15 protein-coding genes and 3 tRNA genes are annotated in these 20978 nt (G+C 75.0%); 8 read left to right on the forward strand and 10 right to left on the reverse strand.

The window, feature by feature from the left end:
- Positions 1 to 19: 19 nt before the first annotated feature.
- From ACZ47G_RS03320 to ACZ47G_RS03330, 3 genes are read left to right on the forward strand one after another with little or no spacing between them, the layout of a single operon-like run.
- Entirely contained in the window at positions 20 to 937 is a 918-nt protein-coding gene (locus ACZ47G_RS03320) for an NAD-dependent epimerase/dehydratase family protein (protein ID WP_465739721.1), read from the forward strand.
- Positions 934 to 1629 (forward strand): spherulation-specific family 4 protein, encoded by a 696-nt coding sequence (locus tag ACZ47G_RS03325; protein WP_465739722.1) that lies wholly within the window; start codon positions 934 to 936, stop codon positions 1627 to 1629. The genes ACZ47G_RS03320 and ACZ47G_RS03325 overlap by 4 nt, the downstream gene beginning before the upstream one ends.
- Positions 1630 to 1651: 22 nt before the next feature.
- A complete protein-coding gene (locus ACZ47G_RS03330; protein ID WP_465739724.1) occupies positions 1652 to 2626 on the forward strand; it encodes an endo alpha-1,4 polygalactosaminidase in 975 nt (324 codons plus the stop codon).
- Between the two features lie 54 nt (positions 2627 to 2680).
- Here ACZ47G_RS03330 and ACZ47G_RS03335 read toward each other — a convergent pair whose 3' ends face one another.
- Entirely contained in the window at positions 2681 to 2881 is a 201-nt protein-coding gene (locus ACZ47G_RS03335) for a hypothetical protein (RefSeq protein WP_465739725.1), read from the reverse strand.
- Positions 2882 to 3035: 154 nt separating this feature from the next.
- Between ACZ47G_RS03335 and ACZ47G_RS03340 the strand changes: the two genes are divergently transcribed.
- Positions 3036 to 3989, forward strand: coding sequence for an aldo/keto reductase (locus tag ACZ47G_RS03340; RefSeq protein WP_465739726.1), 954 nt, complete (start codon positions 3036 to 3038; stop codon positions 3987 to 3989).
- Between the two features lie 54 nt (positions 3990 to 4043).
- On the opposite strand, the gene ACZ47G_RS03345 is transcribed toward ACZ47G_RS03340, so the two are convergent.
- From ACZ47G_RS03345 to ACZ47G_RS03355, 3 genes are all read right to left on the reverse strand, one after another.
- Entirely contained in the window at positions 4044 to 5039 is a 996-nt protein-coding gene (locus ACZ47G_RS03345; RefSeq protein WP_465739727.1) for a C40 family peptidase, read from the reverse strand.
- Complete coding sequence (locus ACZ47G_RS03350; protein ID WP_465739728.1) at positions 5036 to 6247, reverse strand: SPFH domain-containing protein; 1212 nt, start codon at positions 6245 to 6247, stop codon at positions 5036 to 5038. The genes ACZ47G_RS03345 and ACZ47G_RS03350 overlap by 4 nt, the downstream gene beginning before the upstream one ends.
- Before the next feature lie 257 nt (positions 6248 to 6504).
- Positions 6505 to 9411: an Ig-like domain-containing protein gene (locus ACZ47G_RS03355; protein WP_465739729.1), complete on the reverse strand. Its 2907-nt coding sequence runs from the start codon at positions 9409 to 9411 to the stop codon at positions 6505 to 6507.
- 346 nt (positions 9412 to 9757) lie between these two features.
- Between ACZ47G_RS03355 and ACZ47G_RS03360 the strand changes: the two genes are divergently transcribed.
- Both ACZ47G_RS03360 and ACZ47G_RS03365 read left to right on the forward strand, forming a co-directional pair.
- Complete coding sequence (locus ACZ47G_RS03360; protein WP_465740026.1) at positions 9758 to 10168, forward strand: globin domain-containing protein; 411 nt, start codon at positions 9758 to 9760, stop codon at positions 10166 to 10168.
- Positions 10169 to 10181: 13 nt separating this feature from the next.
- Positions 10182 to 11384 carry a globin domain-containing protein gene (locus tag ACZ47G_RS03365; protein WP_465739730.1) on the forward strand — a complete coding sequence of 401 codons (1203 nt, stop codon included), beginning with the start codon at positions 10182 to 10184 and terminating at the stop codon, positions 11382 to 11384.
- A gap of 74 nt (positions 11385 to 11458) precedes the next feature.
- Here ACZ47G_RS03365 and ACZ47G_RS03370 read toward each other — a convergent pair.
- The 3 genes from ACZ47G_RS03370 to ACZ47G_RS03380 form a co-directional block, all read right to left on the reverse strand.
- Positions 11459 to 11534, reverse strand: a tRNA-Arg gene (locus ACZ47G_RS03370).
- Positions 11535 to 11565: 31 nt separating this feature from the next.
- Positions 11566 to 11641, reverse strand: a tRNA-Arg gene (locus ACZ47G_RS03375).
- A gap of 198 nt (positions 11642 to 11839) precedes the next feature.
- Positions 11840 to 11930: transfer RNA gene (locus tag ACZ47G_RS03380), tRNA-Ser, on the reverse strand.
- Between the two features lie 178 nt (positions 11931 to 12108).
- On the opposite strand from ACZ47G_RS03380, the gene ACZ47G_RS03385 reads away from it, so the two are divergent.
- On the forward strand, positions 12109 to 15555 hold the full coding sequence (locus ACZ47G_RS03385) for a PAS domain-containing protein (RefSeq protein WP_465739731.1): 3447 nt from the start codon (positions 12109 to 12111) through the stop codon (positions 15553 to 15555).
- A gap of 112 nt (positions 15556 to 15667) precedes the next feature.
- Here the strand turns inward: ACZ47G_RS03385 and ACZ47G_RS03390 are convergent, their stop codons facing one another.
- The 3 genes from ACZ47G_RS03390 to ACZ47G_RS03400 all read right to left on the reverse strand — a co-directional run bounded on the left by ACZ47G_RS03390 (position 15668) and on the right by ACZ47G_RS03400 (position 19688).
- Complete coding sequence (locus ACZ47G_RS03390; RefSeq protein ID WP_465739732.1) at positions 15668 to 17329, reverse strand: long-chain fatty acid--CoA ligase; 1662 nt, start codon at positions 17327 to 17329, stop codon at positions 15668 to 15670.
- Between the two features lie 210 nt (positions 17330 to 17539).
- The gene (locus ACZ47G_RS03395) at positions 17540 to 18769 is read right to left on the reverse strand and encodes a hypothetical protein (protein ID WP_465739733.1); all 1230 of its coding nucleotides are present in this window, start codon (positions 18767 to 18769) and stop codon (positions 17540 to 17542) included.
- Positions 18770 to 18815: 46 nt separating this feature from the next.
- On the reverse strand, positions 18816 to 19688 hold the full coding sequence (locus ACZ47G_RS03400) for a DUF1906 domain-containing protein (RefSeq protein ID WP_465739734.1): 873 nt from the start codon (positions 19686 to 19688) through the stop codon (positions 18816 to 18818).
- Positions 19689 to 19840: 152 nt separating this feature from the next.
- Between ACZ47G_RS03400 and ACZ47G_RS03405 the strand changes: the two genes are divergently transcribed.
- Complete coding sequence (locus ACZ47G_RS03405; RefSeq protein WP_465739735.1) at positions 19841 to 20902, forward strand: EamA family transporter; 1062 nt, start codon at positions 19841 to 19843, stop codon at positions 20900 to 20902.
- Positions 20903 to 20978 lie beyond the last annotated feature (76 nt).

The raw sequence follows: 20978 nt of genomic DNA on the forward strand, positions 1-20978 counted from the left end.
AGACCGACGGACGGGCCGCGTGAGAATCCTGCTCCTCGGCGGCGACGGCTTCCTGGGCCGTCACGCCGTCACCGTCCTGCGGACGCTGCCCGGGGCCACCCTGCTGTCCGCGGGCCGGCGGCCCACCCACGACCTCCGGCTGGACCTGGGCACCGCCCAGGTCGGCCCGCTCGGCGAGGAGCTGGCCGCACTGGCTCCCGACGTGGTGATCAACTTCGCGGGGGCGGTGGCCGGCAGCGCGGTCAAGCTCGCCGAGGTGAACGCCCGCGGCCCGGCGGTGCTCTGCGAGGCACTCGCCCTGGGCGCCCCGAAGGCCCGTCTGGTGCACATCGGTTCGGCCGGCGAGTACGGCGTCTGCGACGAGGGCGAGTCGCTCTCCGAGCAGTCCGACGCCCGCCCGGTCGGCGTGTACGGCGCGACCAAGCTGGCCGGCTCCCTCGCGGTGGCCGGTTCGCCGCTGGACGCGGTGGTGCTGCGGGTGTTCAACCCGGTCGGTCCGGGCGCCCCGGCGGGCTCGCTGCCCGGCCGGCTGGCGGCCGAGCTGCGCCGGGTGGCGCCCGAGGGCGCCGACGCCGTGATCACGGTCGGCGACCTCTCCGCCTACCGGGACTTCGTGGACGCCCGGGACATCGCCAGGGCGATCCGCCTGGCCGTCACCGCCGACGGCCCGCTCCCCCGGGTGCTCAACCTGGCGACCGGTCGGGCCCAGCGGGTCCGGGCGATCGCCGAGGGCCTGGTCGCGGCGTCCGGCTTCACCGGCCGGATCGACGAGAGCGGAGCGGGCTCCGAGCGCTCGACCGCGGTCTCCTGGCAGCAGGCCGACGTGTCGGCCGCCGCCCGGGCCCTCGGCTGGCACCCGGAGACCGCGCTCGCCGACACCCTGCGCGACCTGTGGCTCAGCACCGCCGAGCCCGCCCCGACCCCGGTGGTCGCATGACCGCCGGGACCACCCCCGACGGCCGCCTGCTGGTGCCGCTGTACGTCCACCCCGCGGTGGACCCGGCGGCCTGGCGGGCGGTCGCCGCCGCCGACCCCGCCCGGATCGCCGCCGTGGTGCTCAACCTCGCGGACGGTCCGGGCGAGGTACCGGACCACGTCTTCGCCGAGGCCGCCGACGAACTCCGGGCGGCCGGACTGCCGTTGGTCGGGTACGCCGACACCGATTACGGCCGCCGGCCCCACTCGGCCGTGGTCGCCGACATCCTGACGTACCGTCAACGACACGGCATCACGGGCGTCTACCTCGACCAAGTCGCCACCCACCCTGGCGCGTTGGCGCACTACCGGCGCCTCGCGACGGCGGCCCGGGCGGCCGGCTGCGGCACCGTGGTGTTCGGCCACGGCGAGCACCCGGACCCGGGGTACGCCGAAGTCGGCCTGGCCGACCTGCTGGTCACCTTCGAGGGCGACTGGGACACGTACCGCGCGATGGCGCTGCCGCTGTGGACCGGCCGGCACGCGGCCTCCCGCTTCTGCCACCTGGTCTACGACGTCCCGGCCGAGTCCGCCCAAGACGCCTCCGCACTGATCGCCGCCCGACGGGCCGGCGTCGGCTGCGCCGTACCGGGTGCCGGGGAGAACCCCTGGCGCACCCTGCCGTACGGCCTGACCGCCGCTGAACTGACCTGACCCGATCCGGAGTTCGAGTACCGTGAACCGCCGTACCCGGCTGATGCCGGCCGCTCTGGCCCTCGCCACCGCCACCGCCCTGCTGGTCAGCTCGTGCAGCAGCTCCGGCTCGGAGGACGACGACTCGGCCGACGGCAACCAGAGCAACTCACCCACGGCCACCGCGCCGAGCACCCCCGGCACCACCACGCCCACCGACCCCGGCACCACCTCGGCCCCGGGCACCCCGAGCGGCACCACCGCCCCGGGCACCCCACCGGGCACCACCCCGCCCGGCACCACCGCCCCGCCGGCCGGCGCCCGCTGGCAGCCCACCCCGGGCCTGGCCTGGCAGTGGCAGCTCGGCGGCACGGTGGACCAGTCGGTGGACGTGCCGGTCTACGACATCGACGGCTTCGAGAACGACGCCTCGGTGGTCGCCGCGCTGCACGCCAAGGGCCGCAAGGTGATCTGCTACGTCAACGCCGGGTCCTGGGAGGACTTCCGCCCCGACGCCGCGGCCTTCGCCAAGTCCCTCCAGGGCTCGGACACCGGCTGGAAGGGCGAGAAGTGGTTCGACATCCGCAAGCTCGACCAGCTGAAGCCCCTGATGGCAACCCGCTTCGACATGTGCAAGAGCAAGGGCTTCGACGCCATCGAGCCGGACACCATCGAGGCCTACAACCAGAACAGCGGCTTCCCGCTGACCCCGGACGACCAACTCAAGTACAACCGGATGCTGGCCCAGCTCGCCCACGAACGCGGTCTGGCCATCGGCCTGAAGAACGACCTGGACCAGATCCCCGCGCTGCTGCCGGACTTCGACTTCGCGGTCAACGAGGAGTGCTCGCAGTTCGACGAGTGCGACCGGGTCTCGCCCTTCATCAAGGCGGGCAAGGCGGTCTTCCACGTCGAGTACAAGCTCGACACGGACCGGTTCTGCGCCAAGACCAAGGCGCTGGGCTTCAGTTCGATGCAGAAGAAGCTCGACCTCAACGCCTGGCGCAAGCCCTGCTGAGGCCGGAGCCGCACGTCGCGCGGGTGACCCCCACCAGGGCCACCCGCGCGACGGTCACTTGACCGCCAGCCAGACGACGGCGCCCAGGACGACCAGGACGACGACGGCGACCAGCGCGATCACGCCGGTGCGACTGCCGTTGTTGCTGCTGCCGTAGGTGGAGACGGAGCCCGGTGCCTGGGGCGCCGGGGTCTCGTCGACGAACGCCCGGAACATCTGGGTGCTACCGGCGGGGTCGTAGTCGTTGTCAGCCATGGCACGGACTCTAACGAATCCGCCCACCTCAGGCACACCCCGGACCCCTCCTGGGATGAACACGCCACCCGCCCGTGCGACGGCGGTACGACCGGATCGTGAAATCCGTGTGACCGACGGAATGCGCTGCCGCGCAAGCGGGTTGACTGGGATCATGACCGGAAACCAGAGCCGGGTCCGCCTCGGCACCTCCGACCTGTCCGTCCACCCGCTCTCCCTCGGCGGCAACGTCTTCGGCTGGACGGCCGACGAACAGCAGTCCTTCGCGGTGCTGGACGCCTACGCCGCCGCGGGCGGCAACTTCATCGACACCGCCGACGTCTACTCCGCCTGGGCCCCCGGCAACGCCGGCGGCGAGTCCGAGACGGTGATCGGCGACTGGCTGCGCAGCCGGGGCAACCGGGACTCGATCGTGATCGCCACCAAGGTCGGCGCGCACCCGGAGGCGAACGGCCTGGGCGCGGCCAACATCAAGGCCTCGGTGGAGGGCTCGCTCCGGCGCCTCGGCGTCGACCACATCGACCTGTACTACACCCACCGGGACGACGACACCCCGGTCGAGGAGTTCGTGACGGCCCTGGACGAGCTGATCCGCGCCGGCAAGGTCCGGGCGGTCGCCGCCTCCAACATCTCCGCCGAGCGGCTCGCCGAGGCGCTCGCCTTCGCCGAGCGCGAGGGCCTGGCCAAGTACGTCGCGGTCCAGCCGCACTACAACCTGGTCTCCCGGGACACCTTCGAGGGCCCGCTGGCCGACGTGGTCGCCCGGCACGACCTGGCCACCGTGCCCTACTACGCGCTCGCCTCCGGCTTCCTGACCGGCAAGTACCGTCCGGGCGGCGCGGGCGTCGACAGCGCCCGGGCCGAGGGCGCCGCCCGCTACCTGGCCGAGCCGCGCGGCCCCAGGGTCCTGGCGGCGCTGGACGCGGTGGCCGCCGAGCACGGAGTCGAGCCCGCCGGGGTCGCCCTGGCCTGGCTCGCCGCCCGCCCGACGGTCGCCGCCCCGATCGCCAGCGCCCGCACCGTCGACCAGCTGCCCCCGCTGCTGGCCGGTGCAACGCTGAAGCTCACCCCCGAGCAGACCGCACTGCTGGACGCGGCCTCCGCCTGATGCCGCGCCGGGGCCCCGACAGCGGTTGCTGTCGGGGCCCCGGGTGCTTCCCGGCTACGGCCGCCCGAAGTGGGTCGGGTAGTAGCCGGAGTTGAGCGTCGATATCCGGACGGTCTTGCCCGGCCGCGGCGCCTCCACGAACGTGCCGCCGCCCAGGTAGATCCCCACGTGGTGGATCCCCGAGGCCCGCCCGCTGTCCGACCAGAACACCAGGTCACCGCGGCGCAACTGCCCCGCACTGATCGGTGTGGTGGCCGCGTACTGGTCGTCGGCCACCCGCGGCAGGCTTATCCCGCTGCGCCGGTAGGCCTGCTGGACCAGCCCGGAGCAGTCGTAGCCGGACGGGCCGTTGCCGCCCCAGACGTACGGCTTGCCCAGCTGGGCGAGCGCGTAGTCGACGGCCGACTCGGTGCTCCCGGAGGACGACGCGCCGCCCGACGAGGGCCGGCTGTCCGACTGGCCGGAGGCCTGGTCCGAACCGCCGGAGCCGCCGGACTGCCCGGTGCGGCTGACGTAGACGTCGTAGTGACTGGTCCAGCGCCACTCACCGGCGCCGTTCTTGAACCAGTACTTCGACCCGTCCCAGCCCTGGCGCGGGCCCCAGGAGGAGGCCGAGCCGTTCGAGACGGCCTGGCCGGCGGAGCCGGAGGAGCCGCCCGAACCGCCGGACTTCCCGGTGCGGCTGGCGTAGACGTCGTAGTGACTGGTCCAGCGCCACTCACCGGCGCCGTTCTTGAACCAGTACTTCGACCCGTCCCAGCCCTGCTTTCCGGCCGCGGCGTGCGCGGAACCGGCTCCCGCCGTCAGGCCGACCGCGCCGGCGCCCGCCAGCACGGTGGTGGCCAGGCAGGTGCTTCGCACGGCCCGGTGTATTCGGCTGCCGCCGCCCGCCACGGCGGCGCGGGCGGTGCGCGGCCGGGCGGCGCAGTTCGGGCAGCCGCAGCCCGTGATCGCGGGGATGCTGCCGAGGCGCTCCTCGAAGCCGATCAGACCGGGGTCGGCGTCGGGGCCGATGCCCGGTTCGGCGTACGCGCCGGTGGCTATCCTCATGCGGGTCGTCCTTCCTTCCGCCCGGCACGGGCGGCCGGGGGCGGTACCGAGGCGGCCACTCCGGCCGGGGCGACGAAGGCGACCAGCAGCTGTTCCATCAGCGCGCTGCGGGCGGCCTCGTCCAGTTCGTGCGCGGTCGCGCGTTCCAGCCGGCGGACGGCCAGCGCCGCCGCCTCCACCGCGTCGTCGACCAGCACGGTCCGCAGGCCCGCGTCGAGGTCGGCGAGCCGGCGGCGGCGCATCGACTCGGCCACCTCGGGCGCGTAGTCCAGCGCCAGCGGCTGCACCGAGTAGACCTCCAGGCCCGCCGGGGCGGCCTCGGCGGCCAGCGCCCGGGTCATCTCGTCGGCGAACCACTGCCCGTCGCGCAGGGCCGGGCCGGGGGCCGCGTTGCTGTCGCACGGCAGGGTGGAGGCGGTGCGGGTGAGCACCGCCTGGACCTGCTCGCGCAGGTAGCTCTCGTGGTCCTCGATCGCCAGCAGCGCCCGCGCGGTGTCCTTGACCCGCCAGACGATCAGCAGCCGGACGATGATCGGGGTGCCGGTGCGGTCGACCACCTTGACCGGCTCGCTGCGCCAGTGCCGCAGCCGCACGTCGACCCGGCGGCGGCGCAGCAGCGGGTTGACCCAGACCAGCCCGGTCCGGCGCACCGTGCCCCGGTAGCGGCCCCAGCGGGTCAGCACCCGGGTCTCACCGCCGGCGTTGGCCAGCAGGCCGGCCAGCGCGCACACCACCAGCAGCCCGGCCGCGCCGACCCCGGCGATCGCCTGGGCGTCCACCTCGGCCCGGCCACTGGCCAGGGCGGCGGGGCCGCGCAGTTCGGGCAGGGCGTCCCAGTGCGGGATGACGCCGGTGCGCAGCAGCACGTACACCACGCCGGCCAGGCCGAGCAGCACCACCAGCAGCGCGACCCAGCCGGGCAGGACGCCGGCGGTGTGCTCGCGCAGCGCCTGGTCCGCCCGCGGGGGGCGGCGCGAGGTGGCGGCGGCGGGGGCCCCGGCCTGGCCGACCTCGGGGAGTTCGACGGTCTCCGGGGCGGCCACCTCCAGCGGGTCCCGCAGGTCCGCGGCGTCGGCCGGGGACGGACCGGGGACGACCGCCAGCGGAGCGGTCGCCGGACCGGCGTCGACCGGTCCCACCGCCTTGGCGGCCTTGCCGGTCGAGGCCTTGGCCAGCGGGCTGGCGCCGGAGGCGGAACGTTCCGGCAAGACCGGCGGGAACGACTTGGGCAGGTTCTCGGGTCGCTGCGAAGAATCGCGGGTGACGTCCATGCACGGATCCTCTGGGTCTGGTGTGTCGCGCAACGGGCGGCCCGGATCTGACGGGCAGTGCCAGAGTCAGGCTAAGTTCATACGTCATCAAATGCGACATTTGAGCCGAGGTGTGTCGACATTTACTGACGAATCGCCACAGCTGACCTGACGCGCAGGCACATGAGCGGACGGTAGGGACGGTTCGGCGCAGGTCAGCGCCGTCGGGCACCGGATCCACGGGCGAACACCCGACGGGTGATCAGCCCGATCCCGGCGAGCACCAGCAGCACCCCGGCGAGCAGGCCGTGCCAGCGGGCCTCCCGGGGCCGGCCGGCCGCCGCCCCCTCGATCGGGGGTGCGGGCAGCGGACGGACGACGGCCCCGCCCGTCCGGGGTTCGCCCCGGTCAGCGGCCGACAGCGGCTCGGCCGCGACGGTCGACGGGACGCCCGGGGACGGGGCGGCACCGCCGGGCGGCGGGGCGGAGACGGCGGGAACGAACGGGACCGTCGGACGGCCCGAGGAGCCGGGGGCGGTGGAGGGCGTCGGAACGGCAGGAGTCGCAGGGACGGACGGCACCGGCGGCACCGGCGCCGAGGGCTTCGCCGGAGCCCCGACCACCGGCGGTACGGCCGGCGGAACGACGATCGGCAGCAGCCCCGGCGGGATCGGCCGGAGCGCCGGGACCTCGGTCGGGCTCGGCGACCCGACCCCGACCGTGGGCGCCGTCGAGGGCACCACCGAGGGCGCCGCCGTCGCACCGGAGGGTCTCGGCGAGGCTCCCACCGACGCCGTCGCACTCGGACCGGCACTCGGGCTCGCGCTCGGACTCACACTCGCCCCAACGGACACCGTGGCACCGGGCGTTGCACTGACCGGCGCCGAGGCCGAGGCCGAAACCGAGGCCGACGCCGACGCGGCCGCGGTCGCAGATGCGGTCGCCGAAGCCACCGGGCTCGAAGAGGCCGCCGGACCGGGCGCCACGACCGCCTGCACCCGCACCCGCACCGGATCCGCCGAAGTCCCGTTCCCCGCCCGGTCGGTCACCGTGACCGTCAGCCACTGCTCCCCGTCCGCCAGGTCCCGGTTGGCGGTGCAGCTCCAGCTCCCGTCCAGCGCCGCCGTGGCCCCGCAGAGCACCGTACGGTCGCCGGAGCCTGCCGCCGGAGCCGCCGTGACCAGCACGTTCGCGCCGGGTTCGGCCCGCCCGGTGAGCTTCGGCCGGCCGGTCCGCAGCACCTCGCCGGCGGCCGGGGAGTTGAGCACCGGCTTGTCCGGCGGCACGGTGTCCACGACCAGGGCGACCGGCTGCCCGGACGTCCGGTTCCCGGCGGCGTCGACGGCGACCGGGGTGAGCTGGTGGCTGCCGTCCGCCAGGTTCTCGACCGGCAGGCAGGACCACTCGCCGGCGGTCCGGACGGCGCTGCTGCACAGTTCGGAGGTGGTGGACCGGTCGGTGACCGAGACGGTGCTGCCGGCCTCGCCGGTGCCGGTGAGCTGCAGCCCGGGATCGTTGGTGTACGCGGGGAGGGTGAGCACGGGGGCGGTCGGCGGCGTGGTCTTCACGGTGACCTTGGCCGGCTCGCCGCGCAGCACCACGCCCCCGCTGGTGGTCTCCACCGGGGTGAGGGCGTGCGGCCCGGCCGCGAGCGCGCTGCCGGGGCGGCAGGACCAGTCGCCGCCGCGTTCGACCTTGGCCCGGCAGAGCGTCGCGTCGCCGTCCCGGACCTCCACCGAGGCGCCCGCGACGGCGCCCTCGCCGCGGATGTGCGGGCGGGCCTCGGCCAGCACGGTGCCGTCGACGGGCTCGGCGATCTCGGGCCGGGCGGCACCGACGGCCAGCTTGATCCGCTGGTCGGTGACCTCCCCCGAGTCGGCGAAGCCGCCGGAGGGGACGAGCTGGCTGGTGTCGCGGCCGAGCCGCAGCCGGGCCCAGGTCTCGCCGGAGGCGGCGCCGGCCGGGACGGTCCACTCCAGGGTCGCGGTGTCGGCGCCGGCCGGGATCTCGGTCTGCACCCGGTCGGCGGGGTCGAAGCGGCCGCTGTGGTCGAAGTCGATCCAGCCGGCCAGGGTGGCGGGCTGGTCGCCCACCGCCACCGGGACGGTGACCCGGTAGTAGCGGCCGATGGCGGCCTGGTCGGGGAAGCCGATCGACGGGTCGGCGCCCTGGTACTCGCTGCGGCCGGGCTGGAGCTTGGGCGGCGGCGGGCCGGCGGCCGTGCTGGCGAAGGGGTTGCCGCGCCGGACCGCGCCGTGGTCCAGCTCGACCAGCGGCTCGTCGCCCGTGCTGCCGCCGGGCCGGCTCCGGTCCCGGCGCGGCGGGGAGGTCGCGTCGGCGCCCAGGAACAGGTCGGAGACCACGTGCGAGGCGTTGCCGTAGGCCTGCGGCGCGGTGCCGAGGTCCTCGTCCACGGTGACGGTGTAGGCCTGGCGCAGGAGCGGCGGGGCGGTGGTGCTCCCGCCCCGCGCGGTGGAGCGCTGCTCGACCCGGAACTCCGCGGTGCGGACCGTCCCGGCGAGTTCCAGGGTGCCTTCGGCGGCTGAGCCGGCGGCGCCGTCGGTGCTGCCGTCGCTCCCGGCGGGGGCGAGGGAGCCGCCGTCGACCGTCCAGCCGGGCCAGTCGGTGCGCCCGACCAGGGTGGGGGCAGCGGGCGATCCGCCGGTGAGGGTCAGTCGGGCGGCGGTGCTGGTGGTGCCGGACGTCCCGGTGGCGACCGCGGCCAGTCCGCTGAGGTGCAGCCGGGGGTTGCGGACCGGCCGGGAGAAGCCGACCCGGAGGGTTCCGACGGTGCGCCAGGTACCGTCCGTCCGCGGCTGGTCGGGGGTGAGGGCGAAGGTCTGGGCGGCGTCCCCGGGGCGCTTCCCGTCCGCGTAGACCGCGGTGGAACGCCCCCCGCCGGAACGGTCGGCCAGCCGGCCGGGCTCGGCGGTGACGGCCGTGCCGTCCGCGCCGGTGAGGTCGAGCTGGACGGCGAGCCCGGACGGCAGCACCGCCCGGTGCTCGCCCGACCAGGCGTCAGGGGACTGCTGGGCCACCGAGAGCGGGGCGTTCCAACCGGTCAGCGCCCCGGCCGTGAGAACGGCCAGGGCGGCAGCTGTGCGGGGGAACTGTCGGCTCATCCGGCTCTCCTTCACGGTCGGCTGCCGGGGTGGCGGGCAGTCTGGGCACAAGATCCGACAAAAACGGAATCACGACCCCGGACCGGTCATACTGCGACACCTGGGCTTTTGGCCGCGTCCTACCCGTTTGGCGGTCATCCGGGCGGCAGGACGGGATGTACCCGAATCGGCTGCATTTCATCCATTAGGCGGTAATGGATCCCGCGCGAACGGCCGAGCCCACCCGAATGGCGGAGGAGGGGGAATTCCGGCTGATCAGGCGGGCACCAGCGTCCGGTACCTGACCATTCATCGGGTAACTCTGTTCGAATTGGCCACCCGGTCAGTAGAGTCGGGACCCGTGACTATGGACCCCGTACTCGTGAAGCGCAGTTTCGCGGCCGTAGAGCCCCACGGCCCCGTCGTCACCGAATACTTCTACCGGCATCTGTTCGAGCACGATCCCGCTCTCCGCCCCCTCTTCGCCGAGCACCTGGACGAACAGCGGGACCGGCTGTTCACCGCCCTCGGCGCGCTCGTCACCCACCTCGAGGACACCGGCACCGTGCTCGGGCTGCTCCGCGGCCTCGGCGCGCGGCACGCCGGGTACGGCGCGTTGGTGGAGCACTTCCCGGCCGTCGGCGCGAGCCTGCTCGCCACCCTGGCCCACTACGCCGGCGACGAGTGGACCCCGGAGGCCGAGGCCGCCTGGACCGCCGTCTACGCGGTGGTCAGCGACACCATGGCCGCGGCGCTCACCGAAGCCCGGTCGGCCTAGCCGGGGGCGTCCGGTGGCCTTCGACCCCGCGGTCGTCCGCGCCAGCTTCGCCGTCGTCGAGCGCCGGGCCGACCACCTGACCACCTTCTTCTACACCCACCTGTTCAGCCACAACCCCGGCCTGCGGGCGCTCTTCCCCGCCCAGCTGCACGAGCAGCGGGACCGGCTGTTCGCCGCGCTCACCCGGATCGTGCTGCGGCTGGACGAGCCCGAGCGGCTCACCGAGTACCTCCGGGCGCTCGGGCGCGACCACCGGAAGTTCCAGGCCGCGCCCGAGCACTACCCCGCCGTCGGCGCCAGCCTGATCGCCGCGCTGCGGCAGTGCTCCGGCCACTCCTGGACGCCGGAGACCGAACGGGCCTGGACCGAGGCCTACGCCCTGATCGCCGGGATCATGACCGGCGCCGCCGACGAACTCCCGGAGCACCACCCGGCCTGGTGGGAGGCCGAGGTCGCCACCCGACGCCGGGCCGCCCCCGACCTGATCGTGCTCACCCTGGCGCCGATGCGCCCGTACCCCTTCACGGCCGGCCAGTACCTCACCCTCAGCAGCCCCCGGGCGCCCCGGGTCTGGCGGCCGTACTCGCTCGCCAACGCGCCGCGCCCGGACGGCAGCCTGGAACTGCACGTACGGCGGGTGCCCGGCGGACTGCTCAGCCCCGTCCTGGTGGAGGACGTGATGCCCGGCGAACTGCTGCGGCTCGGACCGCCGCTCGGCGAGGCCGTGCTCGCCGACGCCCCGGACCGGCCGCTGCTGCTGGTCGCCGCCGGCAGCGGCTGGGGGCAGACCAAGGCGCTGCTGGAGCAGCTCACCGCCGGGCAGCCGGAGCGGGAGGCGACCGTCCTGCTGGCGGCCCGCTCGGCGGCCGGGCAGTACGACCTGGACACCGTACGGCGACTGCTCACCCGCAACCCCCGGCTGCGGGTGCTGACCGCCGTCCCCGACCGGTCGGCGGGCCCCGACGGCACCACCGCGCTGCTGCGGCGGACCCTGCACGGGCACGGCGACTTCACCGGCTGGGAGGTCCACCTCTCCGGCCCGCCGGAGCTGGTCGCCGAACTCGCCGGACTGGTCCTCGCCCTGGGCGCCGCCCCCGGGCTGGTCCGCCACGATCCGGTGCCGGCCACCTTCAACCGGGCCCGGCCGCTGACCAGCTCGGACTGGTTCCTGGACCACCGGGACGTGCCCTGGATCAACCGGACCGACCTGGGGTGACCGTCGCCACAACGGGCCAGGGCGGGGGCCGGGAAAACGGAGAAGCCCCCGGCCGGTGGCCGGGGGCTTCTCGATGGTGCGCTCAGCAGGATTCGAACCTGCAACCTCTTGATCCGTAGTCAAGTGCTCTATCCGTTGAGCTATGAGCGCAAGGAACGGGCGGACCCGATCTTGCGAAGGTTGGTGCGCTCAGCAGGATTCGAACCTGCAACCTCTTGATCCGTAGTCAAGTGCTCTATCCGTTGAGCTATGAGCGCTCGCCCTGGTGAACCGTGGCCCCCGGGGCGTTGCGTGGACAACATTACATGACCTGCGACGCAGGACGAAATCGATTGATCCGACCCCTCCGGCCTGCGGCGACCCGGCTCCCGGCCTGCTCCGGCCCGGCCGACGATCACGCCCCGGACATGCGAAGAGCCCCGCCGACGAGATCGTCGACGGGGCTCCCCGGGCTGCGGAGGCTGAGGGATTTGAACCCTCGATCAGGAATAACCCCGAAACCGCATTAGCAGTGCGGCGCCATAGACCGGACTAGGCGAAGCCTCCCCACATGGACCACGCCCGCGCGCTGCGGACCCGTTCCGTGTGTCAGTGATGATGCCACAACCGTGGGGCTCGGCACCAACCACCGCCCACGTTACTAGGCGGGTCGTCCCCGCCGCAAAGAAGAATGAGATACTGCCGACTCCGGAGGAGCTGCCCTGAGCCGAGGAGACCTGTCGACGTGAGCAGCAGGCCGATCCGAGGCGCTGCTCGCCTCGACGCCATACTCGACGCCCTGCCCGACGCGTTGTTGCTGGTGAACAGCAACGGCACGGTGGTGGACGCCAACAGCGCGGCGGTCCAGGCGCTACAGGCGCCCGGCACCTCGCTGGTCGGCATGGGCGTGCTCGGACTCCTACCCGAGTTCGACCCCAGCCGGATCCCCGGCTCGATGCGGCCGGCCACCCGCGACGGCGACGCCCTGGACCGCCCGGTCCGGATGACCGCCCACCGCACCGACGGCACGACCTTCCCGGTCGAGGTCTCCGGCAACGACTTCGCCACCGACGGCGGCGACGGCTACGGGCGCTCCCCGTACGAGCCGTACCGCGAGGGCGCGCGCGCCTCCTCGTCCTCCGACCTGCTCCTGCTGCTGGTCCGCGACCTCTCCGGCCGGCTCGGCGTCGAGGCCGAGCTGCGCCGCCAGCACAAGCAGACCGAGATGATCCTGCGGGCCGCCGCCGAGGGCGTGCTCGGGGTCGACCTCGAGGGCCGCTGCGTGCTGGTCAACCCGGCCGCCGCGCACATCCTGGAGTACCGGGCGAGCGAGCTGGGCGGGCGCGAGCTGCACCCGCTGATCCAGCACTCCCGGGCCGACGGCACCCCGCTGGCGCTGGAGGAGTCCGCACTGCTGGACACCCTGACCTCCGGACGCAAGCACCGGGTGCGCGGCACCGTGCTGTGGCGCAAGGACGGCCGGCCGGTCACCGTCGACCTCACCACCGCCCCGGTCCGGGACGGCGACCAGTTGGTCGGCGCGGTGATGACCTTCACCGACCGCAGCCGCGAACTCGCCCTGATCGCCCGCAACGAGCAGCTCACCGCCGTCCTGGAGGACGAGCTCGGCGGCGCGCTGAGCGCGCTCAACCAGCGGCTGGACACCCTCGCCGCCGACCCGGCCGGGCAGCTCTGGCCGGAGGCCAACTGGACCCTGCGCCGACTCGCCGACGAGTGCCGCCGGTTCGGCAAGCTGATCGACGACGTGCTGGAGCACCAGCGCGCCGAGGCCGGGGAGGCCGGCCCGGCCGAGGGCAAGGACGCCAAGGAGTCCGCCGCCAAGGGCACGAAGGACGCCAAGGACGGCAAGGACGCCAAGAGCGGGCCCCAGGCCGCCCGACAGGTGCCGGTCGGCCTGGACAAGGTGGTGCGCCGGGCCGTTGAGCAGGCGGGCGAGCTGGTCGGCCCGGGCCGGGTGCGCTTCTCGGTGCACGCCGCCGCGGTCGAGGTGATCGCCGACGAGCGCCGGCTCGCCCAGGCGCTGGCCCACCTGGTCGCCGACGTCAGCGGCGCCGGCCTCGGTCTGGACGCCCCCACCGCCCCCTCCCCCGGCCTGGCCGTCCCCGGACTGTCGGTGCCCGGCCTGGGCAACCCGCCCGCGCCGACCGCGCCCGCCGAACCGCCGACCGTCGTGCTGGCCGCCGCCCAGCGCGGCGACGTCGCCCGGGTCGAGATCCGCGGCCCCGGCGTCGGCGGCAGCCCCGTCCACCTGCCGATAGCCCGCGCGGTGGTCGAGCGCCACGGCGGCGTGCTCCAGCCGCACGAGCTGCCCGGCAAGGCCGGCACCACGTACGTGGTCGAGCTGCCGCTGGACCCGGCCGCTGCGAAGGCCGCCGCCGAACGCGCCGCCGCCGAGGGCCGCTCGGACCGGCCCAAGGAGAGCGACAGCGCCGTCCTGCCCGAACTGCCGGGCATCCCGCAGCTGCCCAGCAGCGGCGAGACCGCCGAGTCCACCGCGAGCAGGACCGCCACCACGGCCGCCCCCGACACCCCGGCGGCCGCCGCCGAGGGGCAGCCCGCCCGCGAGGCCGCCGCGCCGGAGCGGGCCCCCGCCGAGGAGCCCCCGGCCGAGCGCCGCGGCCGCCGCGGCCGGCCCGCCGCCGAGAACCCGGCCCCCGAGCCCTCCCCCGCCACCCCGGCCGACCAGTGGCCGAACGCCCCCGCGCGGGTCGAACGGGCCGTCCCCGAGCAGTGGAACGGCACCGGCAACGACCCCGCGTACGGCCGCCGCGGCCCGAGCGCCCCGGAAGCCGCCCAGCGCGACCCGTGGGGCAAGGACGACGGCCGCTCCGGCCCCGCCTACGCCGTGCCCGTCGAGGGCGGACGCCCGCAGCAGAACCGGCCCGCCGGCCGCGAACCGCTCGCGCTCGGCCCCGCCCCCACGGCCGGGGAGCCCGGCGCGACCCCCGCCGCGCCCCCCGCTGAGGACGGCGGCGAGGCCAAGCCGCGCAGACGCCGCGCGCTGCCCTCCGCCGAGGACTCCTCGGGCGGCTTCGCGCTGCCCGGAGTGGGAGAGGCCCCGGTGTACCCCGGCCTGGAGCACGCCCTGCCCGCCGGTCCGGCCCCCGCCCCGGCCGAGCCCGCCACCATGCCGACCGGCCGCCGCCGGCGGCTCTCCGTACCACCCGGCCCCGCAGCACCGGACGCCCCCCCGGCCCCGCAGGCCGGCGGCGGCGCGCTGGAGCCCGCCCGGCCCGCGCTGCCCGCCGCCGAGGAGCAGCACGCCCCGCGCCCGGTCGGCAGCGGACTGGCCGAGCTCGCGCCGCCACGGCCGGTCGGCGCCCCGGTCGGCGCCCCGGCGCAGCCGCCGGCCGTACCGCGCCCGATGGCCGAACTGCCGCCCGCCCGGAGCGACCGGCCCGACGCCGAGCAGTCGCCGACCGGGTCCGGCGAACTGGCCAACACCCGCCGGCTGCTGGTCTGGCCCGAGCCGGACCCGGCCACCAACCAGGCCCTCCAGTCGCGCGGCTACCTGCCGGTGATCGTCCGCTCCCGCGAGGAGGTGGACGCCCAGGCGAACGCCTTCCCGGCGGCGCTCTTCGTCGACCCGCTGACCAGCCCGATCACCCGCACCGCGCTGCAGTCGCTGCGCACCGCGGCGCTCAACAGCAGGGTCCCGGTGCTGGTCACCGCCGGCCTCGGCCAGGCCACCCGGGACGCCGCGTACGGCGCCGACCCGGCCGTTCTGCTGCGTGCCCTCGCCCCGCGCGACGGCGAGCACCACGCGCCGCGGGTGCTGCTGGTGGAGGGCGACCCGGACATCGCCGCCGCCATGATCAGCAGCCTGGAGCGGCGCGGCATGCACGTCGAGCACGCGGTGGACGAGAACGACGCCGTCGCCCGGGCCAGCAGCGTGCAGCCCAACCTGGTGGTGATGGACCTGTTCCAGATCCGCCGCCGCCGGATCGGCCTGCTGGACTGGCTGCGCGCCAACGACCGGCTGCACCGCACCCCGCTGGTGGTCTACACCTCGGTCGACCTCGACCCGCGCGAGCTGCCCCGGCTGCGCACCGGCGAGGCGGTGCTCTTCCTCGCCGAGCGCTCGACCAGCGAGGACGTCCAGTCCCGGATCGTCGACCTGCTCGGGCGGGTCGGCGCGATGGGCGAGGCGGGCGTCGCCGCCGCGGGCTGAGGCCGGAGCACGGCGGGCCGATCGCCCGGAGACACGGAGACACGGAGACACGGAGACACGGAGACACGGCGGAGGGCCGGCCCGGTACCGGGCCGGCCCTCCGCCGTGTCCGCTACTCCTTGCCGAGCGTGGTGACGTCCAGCTCGTCGGCCGCGTAGCTGGCCCGGATCACCTTCTTGTCGAACTTGCCGACCGAGGTCTTCGGGACGGACTCGACGATCGCCCAGCGCTCCGGCAGCTGCCAGGAGGCGATCCGCTCGGCCAGGAAGGCCCGCAGCTCCTTCAGCCCGGCGGTCGCGCCCGGGCGCAGCACCACGGTGGCCAGCGGGCGCTCGCCCCACTTCTCGTCCGGCACCGCGACCACGGCGGCCTCGGCCACCTCGGGGTGGCCCATCAGGGCGTTCTCCAGCTCGACGGACGAGATCCACTCCCCGCCCGACTTGATGACGTCCTTGGCCCGGTCGGTGAGGGTCAGGTAGCCGTCGGCGGTGATGGTGCCGACGTCGCCGGTGCGCAGCCAGCCGTCCTCGGAGAACTTGTCCTCCGGGCGGAGCGGATCCTGCCCGGCGCCGCCGTAGTAGGCCGCGGCGATCCACGGACCGCGCACCTCCAACTCGCCGGCGGCGACGCCGTCGTGCGGCATCCGCTCGCCGCCCGGGCCGATCAGCCGGGCCTCGACGGAGGCCGGGAAGAGACCCTGGGTGATCCGGTACGGCCACTCCTCCTCGGGCGTGAGGCCGCCGGGCGGCTGGGCGAAGGAGCCGAGCGGGGAGGTCTCGGTCATGCCCCAGGCGTGCAGCACCCGGATGCCGTGGCGCTCGTCGTAGGCCTTCATCAGCGAGGGCGGGCAGGCGCTGCCGCCGATGACCACCATGCGCAGGCTGGAGGTGTCGTAGTCGCCCGCGTCCAGCTCGTCCAGCAGGCCGCTCCAGATGGTGGGGACGGCGGCGCTGACGGTGGGCCGGACGGCGGCGATCATCTCGGCCATCGGCTTGGGCTGGAGGAAACGATCCGGCATGAGCAGGTTGGCGCCGGACATGAAGGCGGCGTGCGGGATGCCCCAGGCGTTCACGTGGAACATCGGGACCACCGGCAGCGCGGTGTCGCGCGGGGTGAAGGCGAAGTTGTCGCCGGTGTTGACCTGCATGCAGTGCAGGTAGATCGACCGGTGGCTGTAGAGCACGCCCTTCGGGTCGCCGGTGGTGCCGGAGGTGTAGCAGAGCACGGCGGCCTGGCGCTCGTCCATGTCCCGCTGCCACGGGTAGTCGGTGGGCCGCCCGGCGATCAGCTCCTCGTAGTCGTGCACGCCGCCCGCGAAGCCGGCCAGCGGCGAACGGTCGCCCGGGCCGGCCACCACGATGTGCTTCAGCGTGGGTGCGAGGGCCGGCAGCACGGCGGCGAGCAGCGGCAGCACGCTGCCGTTGACGATGATCACGCGGTCGGCTGCGTGGTCGATGATGAAGGAGAGCTGCTGGGCGGGCAGTCGCAGGTTCAGGGTGTGCAGCACGGCGCCCATCGCGGGGACGGCGAGGTACGCCTCCAAGTGGAAGTCGTTGTTCCACATCAGCGTCGCCACCCGGTCGTCCCCCGTGACGCCGAGCTCGTCGCGCAGCGCGTGGGCGAGCTGCGCGGCGCGGGCGCCCACCTCGGCGTAGGTCCGGACCACCGGCCCGGTGGCGTCCCAGGTGGTGACGGTCGAACGGGCGTGGACCGTGGATCCGTGCTCCAGGATTCGGGTGACGGTGAGTGGTACGTCCTGCATCGTGCTGAACACGGGTCCTCCTCGACCTGGCGGCACTGGCGACTCCCGCGGCACACCTACCGGGCGGTAATGCGCGCGGACGTGCCCGATTGTGCCGTTCCGTCCGCCTGCTGTCAGTATCCCGGCCCCGTTGCACGGATCACGGATTCGCCCGGTTCCTCCCCCGGCACCTACCCCGGTAGCTCGACCGCTGCCTCCCTCGGTTACTCCCGCGGGGGGGGCTCAGCGGTGGTCGGGGCGGCAGAGGCGCAGCGAGTTCGCCGGGTCGGGGGCGTACGCCGGGTCGAGGACCCAGCCCTGCTCGGCGGCGATCCGCAGGGCCCGCTGGGCGCCGGCGCCGCGGTAGGTGGCGCGGTGCAGCCGGATGCGGCGCAGGAAGGTTCCGTCCGGGGCGAGCAGCCGGCCGTAGCTGTCGGCGGTGCGGCCCAGCTCGCGGGTGGCGTCGCGCTTGAGGATCCGGCGGACGTGCCGGTCCCAGGCGGCGGGGCTGCCGGTGAACTCGGCTCGGAAGGCGCGCGGGCCGACCGTCCAGCGGGCGCCCCAGCGCTCCCAGTAGTCGGGCTCGGGGCGGTCCACCCAGAAGGTGAGCAGGCCGTACACCGGGGCGTAGACCAGCTGGAGCAGGAAGATGACCGGCAGCAGCGGCGCGAACCGGCCCGGCTGCGGCCCCCACGGGGTGCCGGGGGCCGCCGGCGGATCCTGCGGGGAGGGCGCGCCCACCGAGGCCGGGGCGGCGAACCGGCGGACCAGCCGGACCCGCTCCGCGTCGGTGCCGGACGGCGCCCCCTGCCAGCCGAACCGCTCGGCGATGCGGGCCACGCCGTCCGCGCCGAGGCCCCGGTACAGCCGCACCGCGAGTCCGACGGACACCTCGCGGCCGAGGTCGAGCTGCACCTCGCCGCCGCCGGCCGCGTGGTTCGCCTCGGCGGCGGCGATGCGGCGGCGCAGGACCGGGGTGACGTAGCGCTCCCAGTCCTCGGGGCGGCCGGTGAGCTCGGCCCGCAGGCGGCGCGGCGGGATGAAGCTGCGGTTGACCCTCAGCCAGCCGTCGGAGCTGGGGCCCTCGCCGCCGTAGTTGGAGAAGATCGCGGCCGCGATGATGATCGCGAAGACGGCCACCAGGCCGAGGATCCAGAGCGGGGCGTAGATCCACTGCAGGAGGAACTGGAGCAGCACCACCGTGCGGTTGCGGCGCGGCAGCGGGCCGGCGGGCTGCACCTGAGGCGCGAACTGGGCTGCGGGGTAAGGGTGTTGGACGGCTGGCTGCGGTTGCTGCCGTGGTTGCTGCGGTTGCTGCTGCTGCGGCGGGACCGGCTGGGCGTACGGGTTCTGCTGGGGCGGCACCGGCTGGGCGTACGGGTTCGGCGAGTACGGGTTCGGCGCGTACGGGTCCTGCCGTGGTGCGCCGCCGCCGTAACCGGCCGCGCCCGGGTGTTCCTGGCCGTTCGTCATGCCGCCCCCTGGGTGCTCGATGAGCGGCCACCCTATCGACGGGCGGTCAGCCGGCGGTCGGCCCGTCGACCTGGTCGCGGTCGATGGTGAGAGTCTGGCCGGCGTAGGTCTCCTGGGCGTTGCCGCGGTACTGGTGGACGCGCTGGTGGGAGGGCCAGAGGTCCGGGGTGAGCGGTCCGGCGCCGGCGGTGTCGGCGTGGTCGTCCCAGCGGGCGTACCAGACCGCGTCGGGGAGCGGGGAGCTGCCGGCCCGGGCGGCGGCGGCCAGGTCGGCGACGCCGGAGTCGAGGCTGGAGTAGAGGCCGGAGCGGTAGCCCGCCGAGTGCAGGGCCTGGGTCCAACCGAGGGCGAAGTCGACCACGGCCTGCCCGCAGGCGGCGTCGTGCATCGAGTAGGCCTCGATGTCCAGGTAGACCGGGCCGCCCGTGCCGAGCCCGAGCGAGCGCATCGCGCGCACGGCCTCGCCGGCCTCGTCCCGGCCCTGCTCGACGGCCTTGGCCGGGTCGATCCGCTTGGGCTTGCGGCTCGGGTCGGCGCACGGCGCCTGCAGGCCGACGTGCACCGGCAGGAAGCGCCAGCCGGCCGCGCGCGCCTGGCGGATCCAGTCCGCGGTGAGCCGGGGCTGGGCGCAGCCGCGCTGGGAGCCGCTGACGTAGATGCCGACCGCCCCGTACGGCGAGGCGGCGCGCCAGGCCCGCAGGGTCTCGGCCGGGGGCGCGGTGCAGGCGTCGAAGGCGGTGCCGCTCCAGTTGTCGCGGAACCGGGGCGGGCCGATCCGGTCGGGGAGCGTGACGGTGCGGATGCGCGGGACGGCGACGGCGGCGGGAGCGGAGGCTTCGGCGCTCACGCCCGTCCCGTCGGTGGCCAACAGGAGCACGAGGGAGGCGGCCAGGACGGCCGCCGGGCGGAGGTAGCGCATCCGGCCTTGATACTGACGGACCATCGGAAGAACGCGTCCACCACGCCGCAGGGGCCCTCCGGCTCCACCCTTTCGGGTGCGCCCGTCCCCATCCGTCCCGATTCCGGTAACGAGCTTGCCGCTTTGTCACTCCTTACGGCAAACTCATCAGTATGCCCACCTCCCACAGCAGCGAAACCGCTGTCCCCACCTCGGCCGCCGCCGTCGCCGAGGCCCTTGCCATGCCGCCCGCCCCCAAGGGCGAGCCTGCCGGCGAGCGGGGCAGCTGGCGACGAGGTGGGGAGCCCGGCTCCGCGGCGCCCCCCGGGGTGCGAACCGGCCGAACCGGCCGGTTCGGCAAGGCCCTGCGGCGCCCGGAGCGAATCCCGGCGCCGCTTCTGTGTCTGGCCGCGATGTTCCTGGTGCAGACCGGCATCGCGCTGTCCAAGCCGCTGTTCGGCCCGCTCGGGGTCAGCGGCACCACCTTCCTGCGCCTGGGCTTCGCCGCGGTCATCCTGCTCGCCGTCACCCGGCCCAGGCTGCGCGACAAGCGCCCGCGCGACCTCGCCGCGGCCTCGCTGCTCGGCGTCGCCTCGGCCGGGATGACCTTCCTGTTCGCCGGGGCGATCGACCGGCTGCCGATGGGCACCGCCGCGACCATCGAGTTCCTCGGCCCGCTCGCGGTCGCCCTGGTCTTCGCCCGCCGCGCCAGCCACCTGCTCTGGGCACTGCTCGCCGGGGCCGGCGTCCTGCTGCTGACCCTGCTCGGCGAGGGGGAGGGCGGCGGCTCGCTCGACCCGGTCGGCCTGCTGTACGCCTTCGGCGCGGCGGCCTGCTACGCGGTCTACATCCTGTTCACCGACAAGGTCGGCGCCACCTTCCAGGGCTTCCAGGGCCTGGCGGTGTCGATGACGGTCGGCGCGCTGGCCCTCGCGCCGTTCGGGCTCGGCCAGGCCTGGGACGGACTCACCGCGCCCGGCGCCTCCCCGCTGCTACTGCTCGGCTCGGCGGCCGGGGTCGCGCTGCTGCTGCCGGTGCTCCCGTACGCGCTGGAGATGACGGCGCTGCGCCGGATGCCCCAGCGGGTGTTCAGCGTGCTGGTCAGCCTGGAGCCGGCGGTCAGCGCGCTGGTCGGGCTGGTGGTGCTCGGCCAGCTGCTGGGCGCGGCTCAGCTGGCCGGGATCGGCTGCGTGGTGGCGGCCAGCGTGGGGGCCACGCTGACCGGGCGGCGCTGACCAGGCCGCGCTGACCGGCCCGGCCCCAGACGTCGGCCCGTACGACGGCTTACAGCCCTTACGGCGCTTACGGCGC

It is taken from the genome of Kitasatospora sp. NPDC030952 (assembly GCF_055571335.1).